Genomic DNA, 14,917 nt, shown 5'->3' with positions numbered 1-14,917 from the left:
AAAGGTGTCCAGACTTGAATACGCAACAACGTGGTTTTACTCTTATCGAATTAGTCATTATTATTATGATTCTCGGGATATTATCTGCTACCGCTGTGCCCCGATTTTTGAATTTAGCTGACGATGCTGATATCGCCGTTGTTGAAGGAACAGGTGGCGCTTTAAAAAGTGCAGTAAACCTTGCGCACAGTAAGTGGCTAATTATAGGCTCTCCAGCTGATTTTGATGCTCGAAATGATTTACGATTGTATGGGGCGGGTTTGGATGGTCAAATTGATCTTAATACTGCTGGGTGGCCTGCGCAGAGCTTTTCTGGCTCAGATACAGTATTAAAGACTGGTAATGTAGCTGATTGTGTCTCTTTGTGGAATGCAATTTTAAATACTGGTAGTGATAGAATTGATGAGTTAGCAACGAGTGAACCATATGTTGTTGAATATCAACAGGACGGAATTTGCTTATATAAGTGGAGTAAAAATACTGAGCTATACATTCGTTATGATTCTAATACTGGCGATGTGAGTGTTAATGTACCGTAATATTACGGATACAGATGGTGACGGTGTTATTGACAGCCTTGATGTATTTTGACCGGACGAGATCTAGGGTAGAAAATGATGCACATTCATATAAACCGCTTATCTCTCTGTACATCTAAATTCGATACTCCCTGGATCTTGTTGAAATAATATCAACGCTTGTTTTAATTCAGGTTTAGCATATCGCTCTGATGTTCAATCAGAGCCTGCTGATTATCCCCGAAATCTTCTGAATACCATAATTGTATAGTTTCCTGTATAATGAATTAGTGGATTCTACCAAGTGTGGCGTGATATATAGAATAAAATCACTTACTTTGAATGGGATGAAATGCATTATAAAACAATAACACTAAATGACATTAATCAATCGTGCTTGCGGTTATTTACAAACGCTTACATAATGCCCGGTAATTTCAATTACAATACCTCCCCTTAAACGCTAATCAACATGTCTGGCGTATTTACAATTATAGAGAGGATGTCAATGACATTAGTACAATCGACAGCTATGGCTGTTTTATTATCTGTTTTCCTAACTGCTTGTGGTGGTGGCGGCGGTGGTTCTACGACTACTACTACAGGGAGTAATACGACGGATACAGATGGTGATGGTGTTATTGATAGCCTTGATGCATTTCCGAATAACAAAGATGAAACTAAAGACAGTGATGGTGATGGCGTAGGTGATAATGCCGATGCATTTCCTAATAACAAAGATGAAACTAAAGACAGTGATGGTGATAGTGTAGGTGATAATGCAGATGCATTTCCCTATAACCCTAATAGATCATTCTTTCAGATAAGTGGGCGTATTACAGGAATGACAGGGCAACTTTCCATTTCTATAAACGGGAATACCAAACTATATTATAGTGATGATACGTTCGAGTTCAAACTTGCTAAAGATGTAGACTTTACAATGACGCTGAAGGCGAACTATTCTGTTTGTTCTTCTACTACTGTTAAGGGCGTTATCGTAGAAGATATATCGGATATTAAAGTAACATGTTTGCTTGATTCTGATGGCGATGGCACAATTGATACTAATGACGCATTTCCTCATGACTCAACGAGATTCAAAGTGGAAAATGACGCGCATTCATACAAACCTAAATTTGATGCTGGATTTAGCGATATCGTTAATCTTAACGATAATGGTAATACAGACACTGAAAATGTAGAAAATATAGCTCGATTTGCAAATGAAGCCTACGATAACACAGTGACAAAGATAATTACTGTTATTGCAAAAAAATTGAGTTCAGAGCCGAGTAGCTCGTTGGAGAATGCAGTGGAAATCTGGGATTCTCAGTTAGATAGAACGTTTGATTATAACGATGCAGGTATGACTTATAAGTTTTCTATCGATAAGTATAAGGATGGAGATTTTACGGTTATAATTCGTGGTTATAAAGAACTCAGCTCGGAATATTTTAAGAAAAAAATATTAGAGACTGATAATGATAAATTAGAAGCGTTTTCGTATAAAGAGGGTATTGTCAGTAAGGATAGTCTCATTCGGGTTGATGGCAATAAAGACGGTAGTGTATCGTTTAGTTGGACAATGTGGCATAGTTTATCATATTTAACTGTTGAAATGAGGAATTCGCCACAGACGGCTTCTTATTCCGTTACTAGCTTGGGTCGTAATTTAGCTCCTAAAGGACGTGTTGAATTTAATAAAAATGATGATGAACTTAAATTTAGAAATGATTCATGGGATACAGGAGTTAAAGCGCATTATAATCAAAATAAAGACATATTAGAGTGGATTAAATAAACAACGTCTCTTTGTACGTCTAAATTAGTCATCATGGCTGATTTAGACGCCAATCATATTTAAAATTGATACTCCCTGGATCTTGTTGAAATAATATCAACGCTTGTTTTAATACAGGTCTTGCATAGCGTTTAAAATGCTCAATCAGAGCCTGCTGATTATCCCCGAAATCTTCCGAATACCATTTGTAAATACTTGAAACTTCTAAATCGTTGCCTTGAATTGAAACACCTCTTGGATGATTGATATAAGCATAGGCACCTGCACTTAATAGTTGTTCGGTATTACTTGCCGTGAATGCAGTGGTAGATAAATTTGGGCAACCATAACTGGCACAGTTTACGGCATAATGGATACGTGGATCTTGCCAAATAGGGCGTAGTATTTCATGTTCTATATCATTTAAGCTGAGCGTTTGACCATTGACTGTCACCGCATCATCATCCCAAGGGCCGAATGAAAAGAAACGACCTCCTAATTTTGTAATGGATTTAACCGGATAATTCTCCAGAATCAGTTGTACTGTCTGTGCATTATATAAGTTTATCCAGTAGGCTTGTTGCTGTGCTTTAGTGTGTTGCAAGGGGTTGATATTTTGCAGTTGAACGAGATATTGGTTGAGAATTACTTTGTCTGCATTGGTCACGTTTTTGTAATTAAACAAGTTAATCGCATTCTTATCTTTATCCACGATTAAATAGCGATTTAAAATATATTGCCATTGACTGTGGTCGATATCCTGCGATGTGATTTCATTACTTTTATTCCAGTAGACCGTCGTTGTAGCCATAACATTAATAGAGTAGAAGCCACTAAATAGTATGATTAGTAGCCCAATAACTATACGTGTTTTTGGCATTAATAATGTTAAATTGTGGGTCATATTGATACCTGCCTTTGTATTTATATTTACTTTATTATTTAGTCATTTAATGACATTGTTTTACGTTTTTTTACTGTGTTCGCCGTATACACATGGGCGATTTTTGGCTATCTTCCGCACTTCACATTTTATTAATGCATATTTATTATTGTTTGGAGTGTTAGTGGTTTATAAGAGTATTTTTTCCTCGTTATTGTCTTCGGCATTACTCGTGACAAGCAAGGTGAGTGCAGAAGATGTTGTCGATATAATGACTGAAAATAATGGCATGGAAAGGCCTGCGTTTGATACTAAAGTCGCGGTAGTTCCTTTAATTATCTCAACTGAAAGATTGGGTACTGCGCTTGGTGTCTCTGGGGTAATCAAACATGCAGGGCAGCCACAAGCATCAATATTTGGTCTTGGTTTATACAGTGATAATAACAGTAATATCAGCTTTATCTCATTTAATAATTATACATTACCCAGTGTAAAACAATGGCTGTTTTCAACAGAATATTACCGTGGTGACTTTAAATCGGGGATATATTTTCTGCCTACGGCAAAGGCGCCTGAAGATACCTTGTTGACTGATGAAATAATCGCTGAAGGTGTCGAATCATCTCTCCGTGTGAATGCAAGATACGTATTACCATGGGGGAGAGGGGTTAACGGTGCCGCGCGTAGCCTTGTCCGACAACGTAGTGAAACAGGGGCTAACCCGCTGGAATTTGGTGTTACAAGCATTAATATAACGCCGTTTAAACAAACGCGAGATGTAGTAGGTTATGATTATTTGCCTGACATTTCACAAGGGTTAGAGTTACAATTTGATTGGGATAATCGCGATAGCATTGGTGATACGACGTCGGGTAGCCAAACTCGATTTACTGTACGACGTGACTTTGGTGATGATGACCGTGATAGTTGGACTACATGGCAATTAGATCAAAGCGCTTATGTCCCTTTTGATGGAAACACTTTGTTTAAAGAACAAGTATTGGCATTTAATTATTATCTTGCAGACACACCAACATGGAATAGTGGTTCGGAAGCGAATCAAAAACATCGTCCCCCCTCTTTTGCTGGTATCAAACTTGGTGGTTTTAACCGGCTACGTGGTTATTTACCTGGACAGTTTCATAACCGTAGTGCCGTTATGTATAGTGCCGAATATCGAGTGAAGCCACATTGGCAACCGTTACATAATTTACCATTTTATAATTTTCCTTGGTGGCAATGGTCTGCATTCGTTGAAGCTGGCCAAGTTTCAGATACTTTTGATTTAGTGGAATTAAACAAAGACTTGAAATGGACTGCTGGTTTAGGATTACGATTTAACGCTGAAGGTGTGGTTGTACGTATTGATTACGCACAAAGTGAATCAGATAAACAATTATGGTTTATGGTTAACCAAGCATTCTAGCAGTAAAATAATAAAGCCGTAACAGTGTGCCATTTAATCGGATACTGTCACGGCTTTTTAGGTACCGCAATCAGATGTTATTTTTTAAACATTGATTTTAAATCAGCAAACGGATTATAAGTTGCTGATTCCTGATTATTATCACCCGCTTCAACTTCAGTCGCGTACTGATCATGTTCGGTATATTTAGAATGCTCATTGTCATGGCAATATAGGCAAAGCAATTCCCAGTTACTCCCGTCATTTGGGTTGTTACTGTGATCATGGTCCATGTGGTGAACAGTTAACTCTCTTAAGTTAGAATAAACAAATTCGCGGGTACAGCGGCCGCATATCCAAGGGAATAACTTAAGTGCTTTTTCGCGATAACCTTGTTCCATGCGCTTATACGTTACGCTGGTACCTAAAGTATCTGATGACATAGTTGTTCATCCATAATAATAAAAAGGTTATTGTAAAAGTATATCTAACACTGATCAATAGCTTATTTTTGTCTGCTCTGGGCTTTATCCTCTTGAATTTCTGAAATTGAAAAAAGGATCGATTAACATTTATATAAATAATACGATTTGGGTTAAGTAAGACACAATATCGTTACTTAGCATAAACCACAAATTAAAAGTGGTTATTTTGTATATCCTATACCCTGGTCACAAATTTAAAATAAAACTTCAATATACTATCTTTATTACCTTTGCTATCTATGTTTAAAACGCTGATTTATCAACACTTTTAAATAAAAGGAAATGCCATGAGTAAGATAAACCATTTTGCTAGTATAAGTTTGTTTTTTGCAGCAAGCTCTATATGCTACGCATCAAATATTGAACAAACAGATCCTGTCTCTGATTATATTCAATCATCAACGTCATATTTTCAAAAAGAGTGCCATTTATACGGTACAGAAGTAAATATTCCGAGTAATTGTAGTTATTATGCTTTAAGCCTGAATGATTTAAGTGCTAATAGCCGAAAGTTGTTTACGGCCCGTGTTTTTGGATTAGGCGTGGACAGTAAGTTTGTATTAATAACCAACCCTAATGAGCCCAACAACAGAGAAATTTTCCTCCTTGATGAACCTGACCTCGATTATCTTTCCCTAAATTTAATTAAGGGGTTAGACAAACGTAGTTCAAGTATAGTGTCGGATTATGAATCCAGCGATCGACAAATAATGAAATATATTGTTCACCAACCCTTTAAGGTAGAAAAAAAGGGGAACGGACTCGTTGATTTTAAATACACAATTAGTCTTTTCAGTAAAGCCCCATACTATGCTAAATCTGGAGATAAAGATAAATATGTAGAAATAGCATTGTCGGAAGGGGCTGGTGTGGATATTGGACTAGCGGATAAATGGTCTAATTTAAATTATTATTGGAATGACGGCTCTACCACAAATTTTGTATACGAGGAGTATGTTGATGGCGTTGATGTTGATGTAATTGTCGATGATAAAGAAAAGATAACGACTGGACTTGTTTACTTGAATGATCTGTCCCCTAGAATGGGGTATCAGACTGATAGACAAATCGATAAAGAGACCAGCACAGGCTTTAAAGTAGGTTTCCCTACGAGTGCTAAACTTCCAATCAAAGATGTAGAGTTTACGAATATATCAAAATATACTGTTACAAACAGAAAGGAATTTCGTCTAAACACAAAAACAAATAAAAATGGCTACAATGTCAAATATGTAAACAACAAGTATGGGTCATTAGAGAAAAATTTTTGCAATTTGGGTACTGCTGATGGCCATTGTTGGGATTATGCTGACAAAAGGGAAGGTCCTTGGGATTTAAGTAGAGTAAAAAAACACAATTCACTGGCCGTTGCTGGCTTACGGCCTGATTTTGTGGCCAAGATAGCGGCAAAAGATGGAGTTGATGGTTCTTCAGATATTAGAGTCAAAACGACTGTAGATAGTATTGCTTTGTTTGGTCACAATCGAATGATTATTGGCCGCCTTTATGCAGCGGGATCTGGACTATGGACCTCGGGTGATTGTAGCTCTTGTGTAAAAGGTAGTGATTTGGAAAGATTGCTTTACGTTAATGAATTTACTTTCACTGTCGATTGGGATAGCCCTGTTTTTTTAGGTGCTAGTGCAGTAACGATCAAATCTACTTACTTAAGCCAAGAAGTGGCACAATGTTTGACCGCTATGGACGATAGAACATTAGAGTTTAAAGAGTGTATTGATGGATCTAAGTCGCAATCCTTCGTTTATGATCAAGAAAAAAGATACAGAAGTGTCGCTAATATTGACCAATGCTTAGACTCTGCAGATGATCGTTTAAGATTAAGTTCTGATTGTGATAATGACTTTGCGCCAAATACTCAAGTGTGGATTTGGCAAGAACCTAATATTTTCACTAGTGATGTTATTTTTACACTGAATAATGACTTAACAATCAATGCAATTGACTCTTCAACGAAAAAAGCTAGTATTTTTACTATGGATCATCAGAGTGAGATACCACCGGCAGAAGTAGGCTACACAAGCCGTTTTACAGATTTTAGTAATGTAAAAGAATAGATCAAACTAAATAAAGCAACCTACTCACAATTACGTGAGTAGGTTTTCCAATTTCAGTCTCTAAATACGCGTGATGGGGGGAACATTACTTGGCCACATAAAATTTCATCACTATTAGATCAAAAAGAAATAAGGTAAAATCGTTACATCTTATTGTTAACAGTATCTACCTATACCAATGTCTAATTCTCAATCTATAAAACTTAAATACCTTACATCGTACTCATCTGAAGTTCAAAACCAGGTTAAAATGATGATAGAGCAAGATAAGTTAGGTCAATTCTTACTTAAGAAATACCCTGAGAAACATAAGGTTAGTAACGATAAGCAACTGCGTGAATACGTTATGGAACTTAAGAATAGCCACCTAAAAAAATCCTCACCAATTAGCAAAATTATCTTCGACCCTAAAATTCATGTGGTCAACAATGCCCTTGGTTTACATACCTTTGTATCAAGAGTTCAGGGAAATAAATTAAAGAGTAAAAATGAAATTAGAATCAGTGAAATCTTTAAGAGTTGTCCTGAACCATTTTTACAAATGATTGTGGTGCATGAACTGAGTCATGTCAGATTTAAGGACCACGACAAGGCTTTCTATAAGTTATGCGAACATATGCTGCCAGATTACCATCAGTTAGAGTTTGAAATGCGTTTGTATTTAACACAGCTCGAATGTAGAGGTAAGATATATTAGTTAAATTGGTTTCGTTTACTTCATTGTCACTTTACCTCCCACCATTTTATAAGCGGGTGTACCTCGAATTAAGGTATCTCTTGCAAAGACTTGCCCACACTTAGGACAAGTGCAAGGTGTTTCACAATAGTCAGTCACGATCCGCTCTTTAAAGCATTTAACGAGACTGCCTTTACCGCCTTTACGGTATTTAAACAGTAGGGTTTTACACTTACTGCATGATATTTCAACTGTTTGAGTTGGGCCTTTCTTATTCGGTTTTGCCATGTAAATTTTTCGTATATGAAACTAGTATTAAAGTTACGACAGTTTACACGCTTCGGCTTCATCGACAAATCAATAAATATACATATGTATATTCTAAACATTGTACTTAATGTCTCACTTTTAGTGTTGTCAATGAGCGTGTAATACTTGATTTCGTTATGCTTGTCGTTCAGGATAGGTGATTAGATTAATAAAGGCTATTTCCTCAATGTCGGCGTCGCATAAAACAAAAGAAACCAAAAATCACGTCAAACTTTGGGTTATAAGTCTACTTATTCTCGTCCTATTAAGTGTCGCGCTCATGTTTACATACCGCGAACGCATTATCATGAAGGTTAGCAATCATTTCTCAATTCCCTACGGTATTAAAGTTGCACGGTTACATGGATTAGCGATTAAATTTGATATGCAACAGCCCTTTTTTATCGATAAAATTATGCTTGAGCAAGTTAAGCTAGATGTCGATTATTTGCAATTTGAGCAATCAATACAGGGTGGGAGTAGCGATGAAATTGAGAATCAAGTAGTGACTGTCGCCCCTATATTACCCGCGTTACCGGATTGGATACCCGATCTTCATATTAAAAATGTAACCGTGCAGGGCACTAATCTACCTCCTTTAACTGAAGTATCAAAAGCACAAAGTCTATCTTTATCGAATTTTAATTGGGAACAGCTTGACCTTAACGTGGTTGTTTTTAAAGAGGTGGGTTTCAGATATGCCGATAGTAATGCTGAATTTGGCTTTTCAGTGTGGCTGCAAGATCAGCGCTTATTACTCGCTAAGCTTAACTACGTATTACAAGATACCAAGAATACAGATAACCAGAACTTACTTAAAGTGCAACTGAGCACGGACTTAAGCAAACTTAGTGCAAGCGTTAACCCTATTTTACCAGCGTTTAATACCGAATTTGATGGTATTGCAACGCTTGATGTAAACGTCGACTTACAGCAGATGGAACGTATTTCCTTAAGGTTCTCATTGGTTGATGGTGCCGTGAGTGATGACAAGCAAAAGCTTATAGATAATGCTGACCTTGTTGTCGATACGGAGTTGGTACTGGATGATAAAGGGTGGTTGCCTGAACTCGTTCATTTGAACATCACTGACATTGCTCCTATCACGCTGACAGCAAAAACGTGCGCGTCGTTTACTGCATTATTGAGTGTGGAAAAAAGTGTTTGTCAGCCGTTTAGCAACAACGTATCACCAACACTCCTACCTATAGTGATCACGCCAGAATTACCCTTATCTTTACAGGTAGGGATACAAGAACGCGATATTACTCGTTGGAAAGTACAGGCTAAGCAAGCTGCGATGACAGTTATCATGTTTGATAGCATGTCTAACAATAATTTGGCAGTAAAGATGGATGAGTTGATCTTAACGCCACAATTTTGGCTGAGTAATTGGTCGTTAGCCGTTATAACAAACAGCCGTTATTTCAGTGAGTTGAATGTGCCGTTCCAAGTGATATCGAAAGGTCACATCGAAGTTAAGCCCACGGATACATCGATAAGCACTAAGCTCATCGTTAATAGTGCAACATTAACCGCACATAAATTTAAATACTCAGATATATCGAGTGAGAATATTAAGGTTTCTTTACTTGACGCTATGACGGTGAATATTAGTAACAATAGCGTATTACCGTTCGATTTTGCTTTATCGACTGCATCATTCAATAACCAGTATCAGAATGAATATAAGGTAGATAGATTTTCGGCGCAGCATCGAGGACATTTTAATTCCCAAGCTTTGAGCGTGAGCTCAGATTGGCAATTAGATGATGTGGTAATGAAAAGTACAAATACCGTTACGCTATTAAATTTAACGCCGTACAAAGTTGCAGGGCATTGGCAATACCCTCAGCAAGCAATCCCTTCTTTGGTGACTGATAAATATCCTTTACCCGTGGGGTTATATCTACCTGGGTTGGTGGAAAATAGGCTTGATTATCAGCTGATGTTAGAGGAACAACAGGGTTATTTGACAGCAGGAATATCGGGCGAAGTAACCGCCAATAGCAGTACTTATAATGACATAACGGCCACCGATATTAATGCGAATTGGCGTTGTAAAATTGAGGCGGACAAACCTGATTTAGTGGCATCTTTAAATACCAATTGTCTTATTAACAGCAACATTTCATCTGTTGATATGGGGCCTGTCGCGACTAATGTTAATTTTACTGGCTTGGTGACATTTGCTAATGAACAGTTACAAGTGGCGATTGATAACGCCTCAGCAAATGCGTTTTCTGGTACAGTGTCATTGTCACCATTGTTAATTACCGATTTTGATCATATTGTAGGTCAAGTGCGTGTTCGCAATCTATCTTTATCTGAGGTACTTGAATTATATCAAGTTCCTGGTGTTAAAGTGACAGGGTTATTAAAAGCGGATTTGCCTTTTGTAGCAAAAGGTAGCGCAGTATCAATAATAGATGGCACGATAGAGCAGCAAGGTGCTGGTGGGGTGATCCAAATAAAGGATAACGCCACGATAGATCAGTTAAAGTTAACACAACCGCAGTTGCGTTATGCTTTAGAGCTGTTAGAAAATCTGCATTATGATAGTTTACACAGTGATGTGAATTTTAAGCCGAGCGGAGAGACTAAATTAACGATTAATATCAAAGGGCGGAACCCTAGCGTTGAACGCCCAATTGAATTTAATTATTCTCACGAAGAAAATATATTGCAGCTATTTCGTAGTTTAAGGATTAATGATGCGATGTATGATGCGCTTGATAAAATGAATAACTGATAAGGATATAATATGAAAGCACTGTTATTTAGTGCAAGTTTACTTGTACTTATTGCTGGTTGTACGCCAACAGTACAACTTGCCGTTCCCGATAAGCCAATTGTGATTAATTTAAATGTAAAAATTGATCACGAGATTAAAGTGAAAGTAGATAAAGAGCTAGATGATGTGTTTAGCGATGATGAGTTATTCTAGTCAAATGGAGATTACAATGAAAAGAATTTTTTCAACCTTGATTATTTTAGTCGTTATGTCATTTTCGGTACAGGCGATTGATTTACAAGACGCAAAGAAAGCAGGATTGGTTGGTGAGCAAACGAATGGTTACCTTGGCGCTGTGAAACCAAGCAGTGAAGTGAATGCATTAGTTAAAACGGTAAATGATAAGCGAAAAGCTAAATATCAAGAGTTAGCAACCAAGCATAATGTGTCGGTTCAGGCCATTTCTGTACGAGCAGCGAAAAAAGCGATGTCGTTGACAGAAAAAGGTCAGTTTATTGAATCTTCTCCAGGACAGTGGAAGAAGAAGTAATACACGTTTAAAATATACTAAGCCGGTATAAAATAATAAGCCTCATTGTGATGTTTTGATAACATGACAGTGGGGCTTTTTGTTTATATTTCCTATCCTCAATCCTTTGCCATGCTCAGCCCCTCTTAACTTAATGTACTCAATTAGATGTAGCCATTTGAAAATAAATACTATTTTATTGGTGATTATAATTGTGCATATAGGATGCGTTTTATACGTACATATGGAGAATCATATCTATTATAATGTTTGTATCACATTGGTACGATTAATTCGTATATAGGTCAGGATATATCTTTAATAATTAAAGCACTTTAAATGGTATTAAGTGAAATTGAATTTATGAGAAAAAAAATATATCTATTGTTAGTTTTTATTAGTTTTCCTAACATCGTATATTCGAGTACGGATATTTATTTTGAACGTTTCAAACCAAAAGCATGTACGCATGAACAAAAAAATGGTGATTTAGTATTTAACATAGATAACAATCGAATTGATCTTTCTGATACTGCGTTAACGTGCACGAAAGAAGTCGTAAATAATGAATGGTTTTACCATATTGAATATGATGGCTATGATTTTAATTATGATGATATCAATGACACCCTAGATCTTACGGTCAAAGTCCAAGCATTTATGGATTCCACAGTAGCTTACACTGAGACGGATCGTGATTCTTTTGTAGAACTAGGAGAACACTCAATAGTTAATGATATTAATAATAATTGGAGTGTGGGTAACCATGCTATTAAAAACCAAGAATCACTACAATTTTCTATTATAAACACTAAATTATCTTTAAATGATTATTATGTAAATGATAATAGATTCATAAAGGCTAAGTTGATTGAACCTGATGCAGGTTATGAACATAAATATATAATTGGAACAGGGAGTAATTTAGTCAGTGGTGAGTTTAGAAAACCACGAAAAACGATTAAACTTGATTCTAAATTAGCAACAATCACTGGCGCGGGAAGCTCATCAATTAAAAAAGATTTTTCAATTCATAATATAAATTTTAAATTAACAATTAGTGCTCGAAATGAAGATATGACCGACTCTAATTTATCTGATTATTCTTCATATCCATCTGGCTCTACATTCAGTAAAGCATATCCTGAGCAAGATCGTGAATCGACTCATTATCCATCATTTTCTTGGGATCATATACCACGCTGGTTAGCAGTAAGAAAAGCAACGTCATTTACTAATGAAGAGATTTTATCTATTAGTAATTACGACATTGTCATGCTTGAAAAAAGTAATAAGCAAGGATTAAAGACTGTTGATGCCGGCATATTAGATGCGGCGACGCGATTGAAGCAGATTAATCAAAATTTAACAACGCTATTTTATTTTAATGCGAGGGTTCATTATACCGGGTATAGTTTTGATCAGGTATTCGAAGATAATAAATGGGATTGGAGTACAAAAGTAACTGATGATGATAACGTAGAATCAATTTTTATGCTTAAAGATCGTTACTATTGGCATGACTTTTCATCTCCAGAGATGAGAACATGGTGGGCACAAAGTGTATTAGATACTGTGAGTCAACCTCAAATTGATGGCTTATTTATTGATGCAATAGCTAAAACACCAAAAGAAGATTTGAACAATCCTTTATTTATTGATGGCAAGCCTAATACTGATTTCGCATTACTGGTTGATGATGTTGCAAAAAACTTACCAGGTGATAAGTTATTTATTGGTAATACATTAAGAGCTGAAACGAACAATGGTAGCCGTAGCCACATGAAATACCAGGATGGTTCATACTTGGAAAGGTGGACGATACCAATGAAAGGTACATCACCAAAAATGAACAGTGCAGATGCCATCTCACTCAGTATCCAATTAATGAGAGAAGCATCATCAAAAGGAAAAGTTATTATGCTTCAGAGTTCGCCTGTTACAGACGAGCCTATCCCGAATAGTTTAGCAGAGAAAAAAGCATATTTAGCAAAGCATGTAGATTTCCCGCTAGCCGTATTTTTAATTGCTGCAGGTGAAAATTCATTCTTTAGTTATCAGCTAGGAGTGAGTGCAGATGTAAAAGTCCAAGCTATTTGGAATAGTGATTATATTCCACAACTTAATCGTCCTCTTGGTCAACCGTTAACAGGGCCTAAGCAGACTGGTTTTGTTTATGAAAGGGAATTTGAGTTTGTTGATGTCTGGGTTGATGTGGAGAAAAAGATAGCGCGTTTAACTTGGAAATAATAAGTTTACGGTTAATCATGATTTTAATTTAAGTTAATAAAAGCGCTACTGAATATAGCGCTTTTATTTAACGATTGGTTACATTAATTACGAATAAGGGTGTTGTTACTCACATCGTATGAAGCTTTGTAAACGATGTCGGTTGTACTGGACTTCGTTAACCGACCAACTTCTACTACCTGACTATTATAGTCATGCTTAGTATAAAATGAATTTTCATAGTCATTGTTATTATAACTAGCTACCATTTTTTCTTTATTGTTGCTGAACGTATATTCGTATTTGTTATCAAATTGGCCACTTCCATCAACAGATCTAACTTTAATTTCGAACAGATCGTTAGACGTTCTGTCTAACTTAATGTTAACTTTACCTATATCTTTGCCGTCAATATAATACTTGTCCGCGATAACACTCCAAGTATAGCGACTACCAAGTCCTTCATAGTTTATAGTTGTACTTACCTTACCGAGTTTAGGATGAATTTCACTTAAACTTTTAGTAATAAGCATCAGTTCGGTTGACATAGAGTTAATGTCATTAACTGAGTATAGCCCCTTTATATTTTTAACTTTATCTTTAAATGTTAGAGCTACTAGATCAGTTCCTGGATGGTTATATAGATGTACTGTATAAATTTCAATAATTGTCTCAGCAGCATTATCTACAACATTGAGGACTTTTCGGACGTTTTCTTTTAAGCGCTTAGCGTCTGGGTTATTCTGACCTATAACGTTGGCAAGTGGGGGTAAAAGAGCATTACGACTCGGTCCATATGGTCCTAAAAGTGTTCTATTTAGTTTGAACTGTATTTCTTTAATCGGAATTGTGCCAGTACCTTTAGTGCCAGTACCTTTAGTGCCAGTACCTTTAGTGCCAGTACCTTTAGTGCCAGTACCTTTAGTGCCAGTACCTTTTGTGCCAGTACCTTTTGTGCCAGTGCCAGTTGTACCAGTGCCAGTTGTACCAGTGCCAGTTGTGCCAGTGCCAGTTGTGCCAGTGCCAGTTGTACCAGTGCCAGTTGTACCAGTGCCAGTTGTACCAGTACCAGTTGTACCAGTTGTACCAGTTGTACCAGTGCCAGTTGTACCAGTGCCAGTTGTACCAGTGCCAGTTGTACCAGTGCCAGTTGTACTTGAATCACCGCCCCCGCCGCCACATGCTGTGAGAAGTACCGACAATAATGTTGTGGCCATTAGTGATTTAATTGGTTTCATTTGGATTATCCATCTTTAAATTCTGTTATTTTCAAACAAATATATCGTTCAGT

Annotated in this window: 14 protein-coding genes; 10 read left to right on the top strand and 4 right to left on the bottom strand. The window is 36.7% G+C overall.

Features of this window, described 5'->3' with window-relative positions; all coding sequences use genetic code 11:
- Nucleotides 1–14 precede the first annotated feature (14 nt).
- Together HWV02_RS13775 and HWV02_RS13770 are read left to right on the top strand one after the other, a co-directional pair.
- Nucleotides 15–539 (top strand): prepilin-type N-terminal cleavage/methylation domain-containing protein, encoded by a 525-nt coding sequence (locus HWV02_RS13775; protein ID WP_211676357.1) that lies wholly within the window; start codon nucleotides 15–17, stop codon nucleotides 537–539.
- Nucleotides 540–1,026: 487 nt separating this feature from the next.
- Nucleotides 1,027–2,322, top strand: coding sequence for a thrombospondin type 3 repeat-containing protein (locus tag HWV02_RS13770; protein WP_211688250.1), 1,296 nt, complete (start codon nucleotides 1,027–1,029; stop codon nucleotides 2,320–2,322).
- Nucleotides 2,323–2,353: 31 nt separating this feature from the next.
- On the opposite strand, the gene HWV02_RS13765 is transcribed toward HWV02_RS13770, so the two are convergent.
- Entirely contained in the window at nucleotides 2,354–3,205 is an 852-nt protein-coding gene (locus tag HWV02_RS13765; RefSeq protein ID WP_255550339.1) for a DUF547 domain-containing protein, read from the bottom strand.
- 163 nt (nucleotides 3,206–3,368) lie between these two features.
- Here HWV02_RS13765 and HWV02_RS13760 point away from each other — a divergent pair, with 163 nt between their 5' ends.
- Complete coding sequence (locus HWV02_RS13760; protein ID WP_211688249.1) at nucleotides 3,369–4,610, top strand: hypothetical protein; 1,242 nt, start codon at nucleotides 3,369–3,371, stop codon at nucleotides 4,608–4,610.
- Nucleotides 4,611–4,687: 77 nt separating this feature from the next.
- Here HWV02_RS13760 and HWV02_RS13755 read toward each other — a convergent pair whose 3' ends face one another.
- Nucleotides 4,688–5,032, bottom strand: coding sequence for a YajD family HNH nuclease (locus HWV02_RS13755; RefSeq protein ID WP_045110065.1), 345 nt, complete (start codon nucleotides 5,030–5,032; stop codon nucleotides 4,688–4,690).
- 329 nt (nucleotides 5,033–5,361) lie between these two features.
- Between HWV02_RS13755 and HWV02_RS13750 the strand changes: the two genes are divergently transcribed.
- Together HWV02_RS13750 and HWV02_RS13745 are read left to right on the top strand one after the other, a co-directional pair.
- Nucleotides 5,362–7,149 carry a hypothetical protein gene (locus HWV02_RS13750; RefSeq protein ID WP_211688247.1) on the top strand — a complete coding sequence of 596 codons (1,788 nt, stop codon included), beginning with the start codon at nucleotides 5,362–5,364 and terminating at the stop codon, nucleotides 7,147–7,149.
- Between the two features lie 253 nt (nucleotides 7,150–7,402).
- Nucleotides 7,403–7,846 (top strand): YgjP-like metallopeptidase domain-containing protein, encoded by a 444-nt coding sequence (locus HWV02_RS13745; RefSeq protein ID WP_370629432.1) that lies wholly within the window; start codon nucleotides 7,403–7,405, stop codon nucleotides 7,844–7,846.
- Between the two features lie 15 nt (nucleotides 7,847–7,861).
- Here HWV02_RS13745 and HWV02_RS13740 read toward each other — a convergent pair whose 3' ends face one another.
- Entirely contained in the window at nucleotides 7,862–8,113 is a 252-nt protein-coding gene (locus tag HWV02_RS13740; RefSeq protein WP_211688244.1) for a hypothetical protein, read from the bottom strand.
- Nucleotides 8,114–8,414: 301 nt separating this feature from the next.
- Here HWV02_RS13740 and HWV02_RS13735 point away from each other — a divergent pair, with 301 nt between their 5' ends.
- The 4 genes from HWV02_RS13735 (at nucleotide 8,415) to HWV02_RS13720 (ending at nucleotide 13,647) form a co-directional block, all read left to right on the top strand.
- Complete coding sequence (locus tag HWV02_RS13735) at nucleotides 8,415–10,886, top strand: YdbH domain-containing protein (protein WP_255550338.1); 2,472 nt, start codon at nucleotides 8,415–8,417, stop codon at nucleotides 10,884–10,886.
- Between the two features lie 12 nt (nucleotides 10,887–10,898).
- Complete coding sequence (locus tag HWV02_RS13730; protein WP_017219822.1) at nucleotides 10,899–11,081, top strand: YnbE family lipoprotein; 183 nt, start codon at nucleotides 10,899–10,901, stop codon at nucleotides 11,079–11,081.
- 16 nt (nucleotides 11,082–11,097) lie between these two features.
- Nucleotides 11,098–11,418 carry a YdbL family protein gene (locus tag HWV02_RS13725; RefSeq protein ID WP_211676352.1) on the top strand — a complete coding sequence of 107 codons (321 nt, stop codon included), beginning with the start codon at nucleotides 11,098–11,100 and terminating at the stop codon, nucleotides 11,416–11,418.
- Nucleotides 11,419–11,760: 342 nt separating this feature from the next.
- A complete protein-coding gene (locus HWV02_RS13720; protein WP_211688240.1) occupies nucleotides 11,761–13,647 on the top strand; it encodes a putative glycoside hydrolase in 1,887 nt (628 codons plus the stop codon).
- 83 nt (nucleotides 13,648–13,730) lie between these two features.
- Here the strand turns inward: HWV02_RS13720 and HWV02_RS23035 are convergent, their stop codons facing one another.
- Nucleotides 13,731–14,174 (bottom strand): hypothetical protein, encoded by a 444-nt coding sequence (locus HWV02_RS23035; RefSeq protein ID WP_211688238.1) that lies wholly within the window; start codon nucleotides 14,172–14,174, stop codon nucleotides 13,731–13,733.
- 389 nt (nucleotides 14,175–14,563) lie between these two features.
- On the opposite strand from HWV02_RS23035, the gene HWV02_RS23030 reads away from it, so the two are divergent.
- The gene (locus HWV02_RS23030; RefSeq protein WP_370629406.1) at nucleotides 14,564–14,815 is read left to right on the top strand and encodes a pentapeptide repeat-containing protein; all 252 of its coding nucleotides are present in this window, start codon (nucleotides 14,564–14,566) and stop codon (nucleotides 14,813–14,815) included.
- Nucleotides 14,816–14,917 lie beyond the last annotated feature (102 nt).

It is taken from the genome of Moritella sp. 28 (assembly GCF_018219435.1).
Classification (GTDB): domain Bacteria; phylum Pseudomonadota; class Gammaproteobacteria; order Enterobacterales; family Moritellaceae; genus Moritella.
Note: the sequence above shows the minus strand (reverse complement) of the source record. Positions and strands in the feature narration are given on the sequence as shown.

Excerpts from the sequence above, each read along its gene's own strand:
- HWV02_RS13770 (WP_211688250.1), top strand. The coding sequence starts at position 1,027 with ATGACATTAGTACAATCGACAGCTATGGCTGTTTTATTATCTGTTTTC.
- HWV02_RS13765 (WP_255550339.1), bottom strand. The coding sequence starts at position 3,205 with ATGACCCACAATTTAACATTATTAATGCCAAAAACACGTATAGTTATT.
- HWV02_RS13755 (WP_045110065.1), bottom strand. The coding sequence starts at position 5,032 with ATGTCATCAGATACTTTAGGTACCAGCGTAACGTATAAGCGCATGGAA.
- HWV02_RS13750 (WP_211688247.1), top strand. The coding sequence starts at position 5,362 with ATGAGTAAGATAAACCATTTTGCTAGTATAAGTTTGTTTTTTGCAGCA.
- HWV02_RS13745 (WP_370629432.1), top strand. The coding sequence starts at position 7,403 with ATGATAGAGCAAGATAAGTTAGGTCAATTCTTACTTAAGAAATACCCT.
- HWV02_RS13740 (WP_211688244.1), bottom strand. The coding sequence starts at position 8,113 with ATGGCAAAACCGAATAAGAAAGGCCCAACTCAAACAGTTGAAATATCA.
- HWV02_RS13735 (WP_255550338.1), top strand. The coding sequence starts at position 8,415 with ATGTTTACATACCGCGAACGCATTATCATGAAGGTTAGCAATCATTTC.
- HWV02_RS13730 (WP_017219822.1), top strand. The coding sequence starts at position 10,899 with ATGAAAGCACTGTTATTTAGTGCAAGTTTACTTGTACTTATTGCTGGT.
- HWV02_RS13725 (WP_211676352.1), top strand. The coding sequence starts at position 11,098 with ATGAAAAGAATTTTTTCAACCTTGATTATTTTAGTCGTTATGTCATTT.
- HWV02_RS13720 (WP_211688240.1), top strand. The coding sequence starts at position 11,761 with ATGAGAAAAAAAATATATCTATTGTTAGTTTTTATTAGTTTTCCTAAC.
- HWV02_RS23035 (WP_211688238.1), bottom strand. The coding sequence starts at position 14,174 with ATGTCAACCGAACTGATGCTTATTACTAAAAGTTTAAGTGAAATTCAT.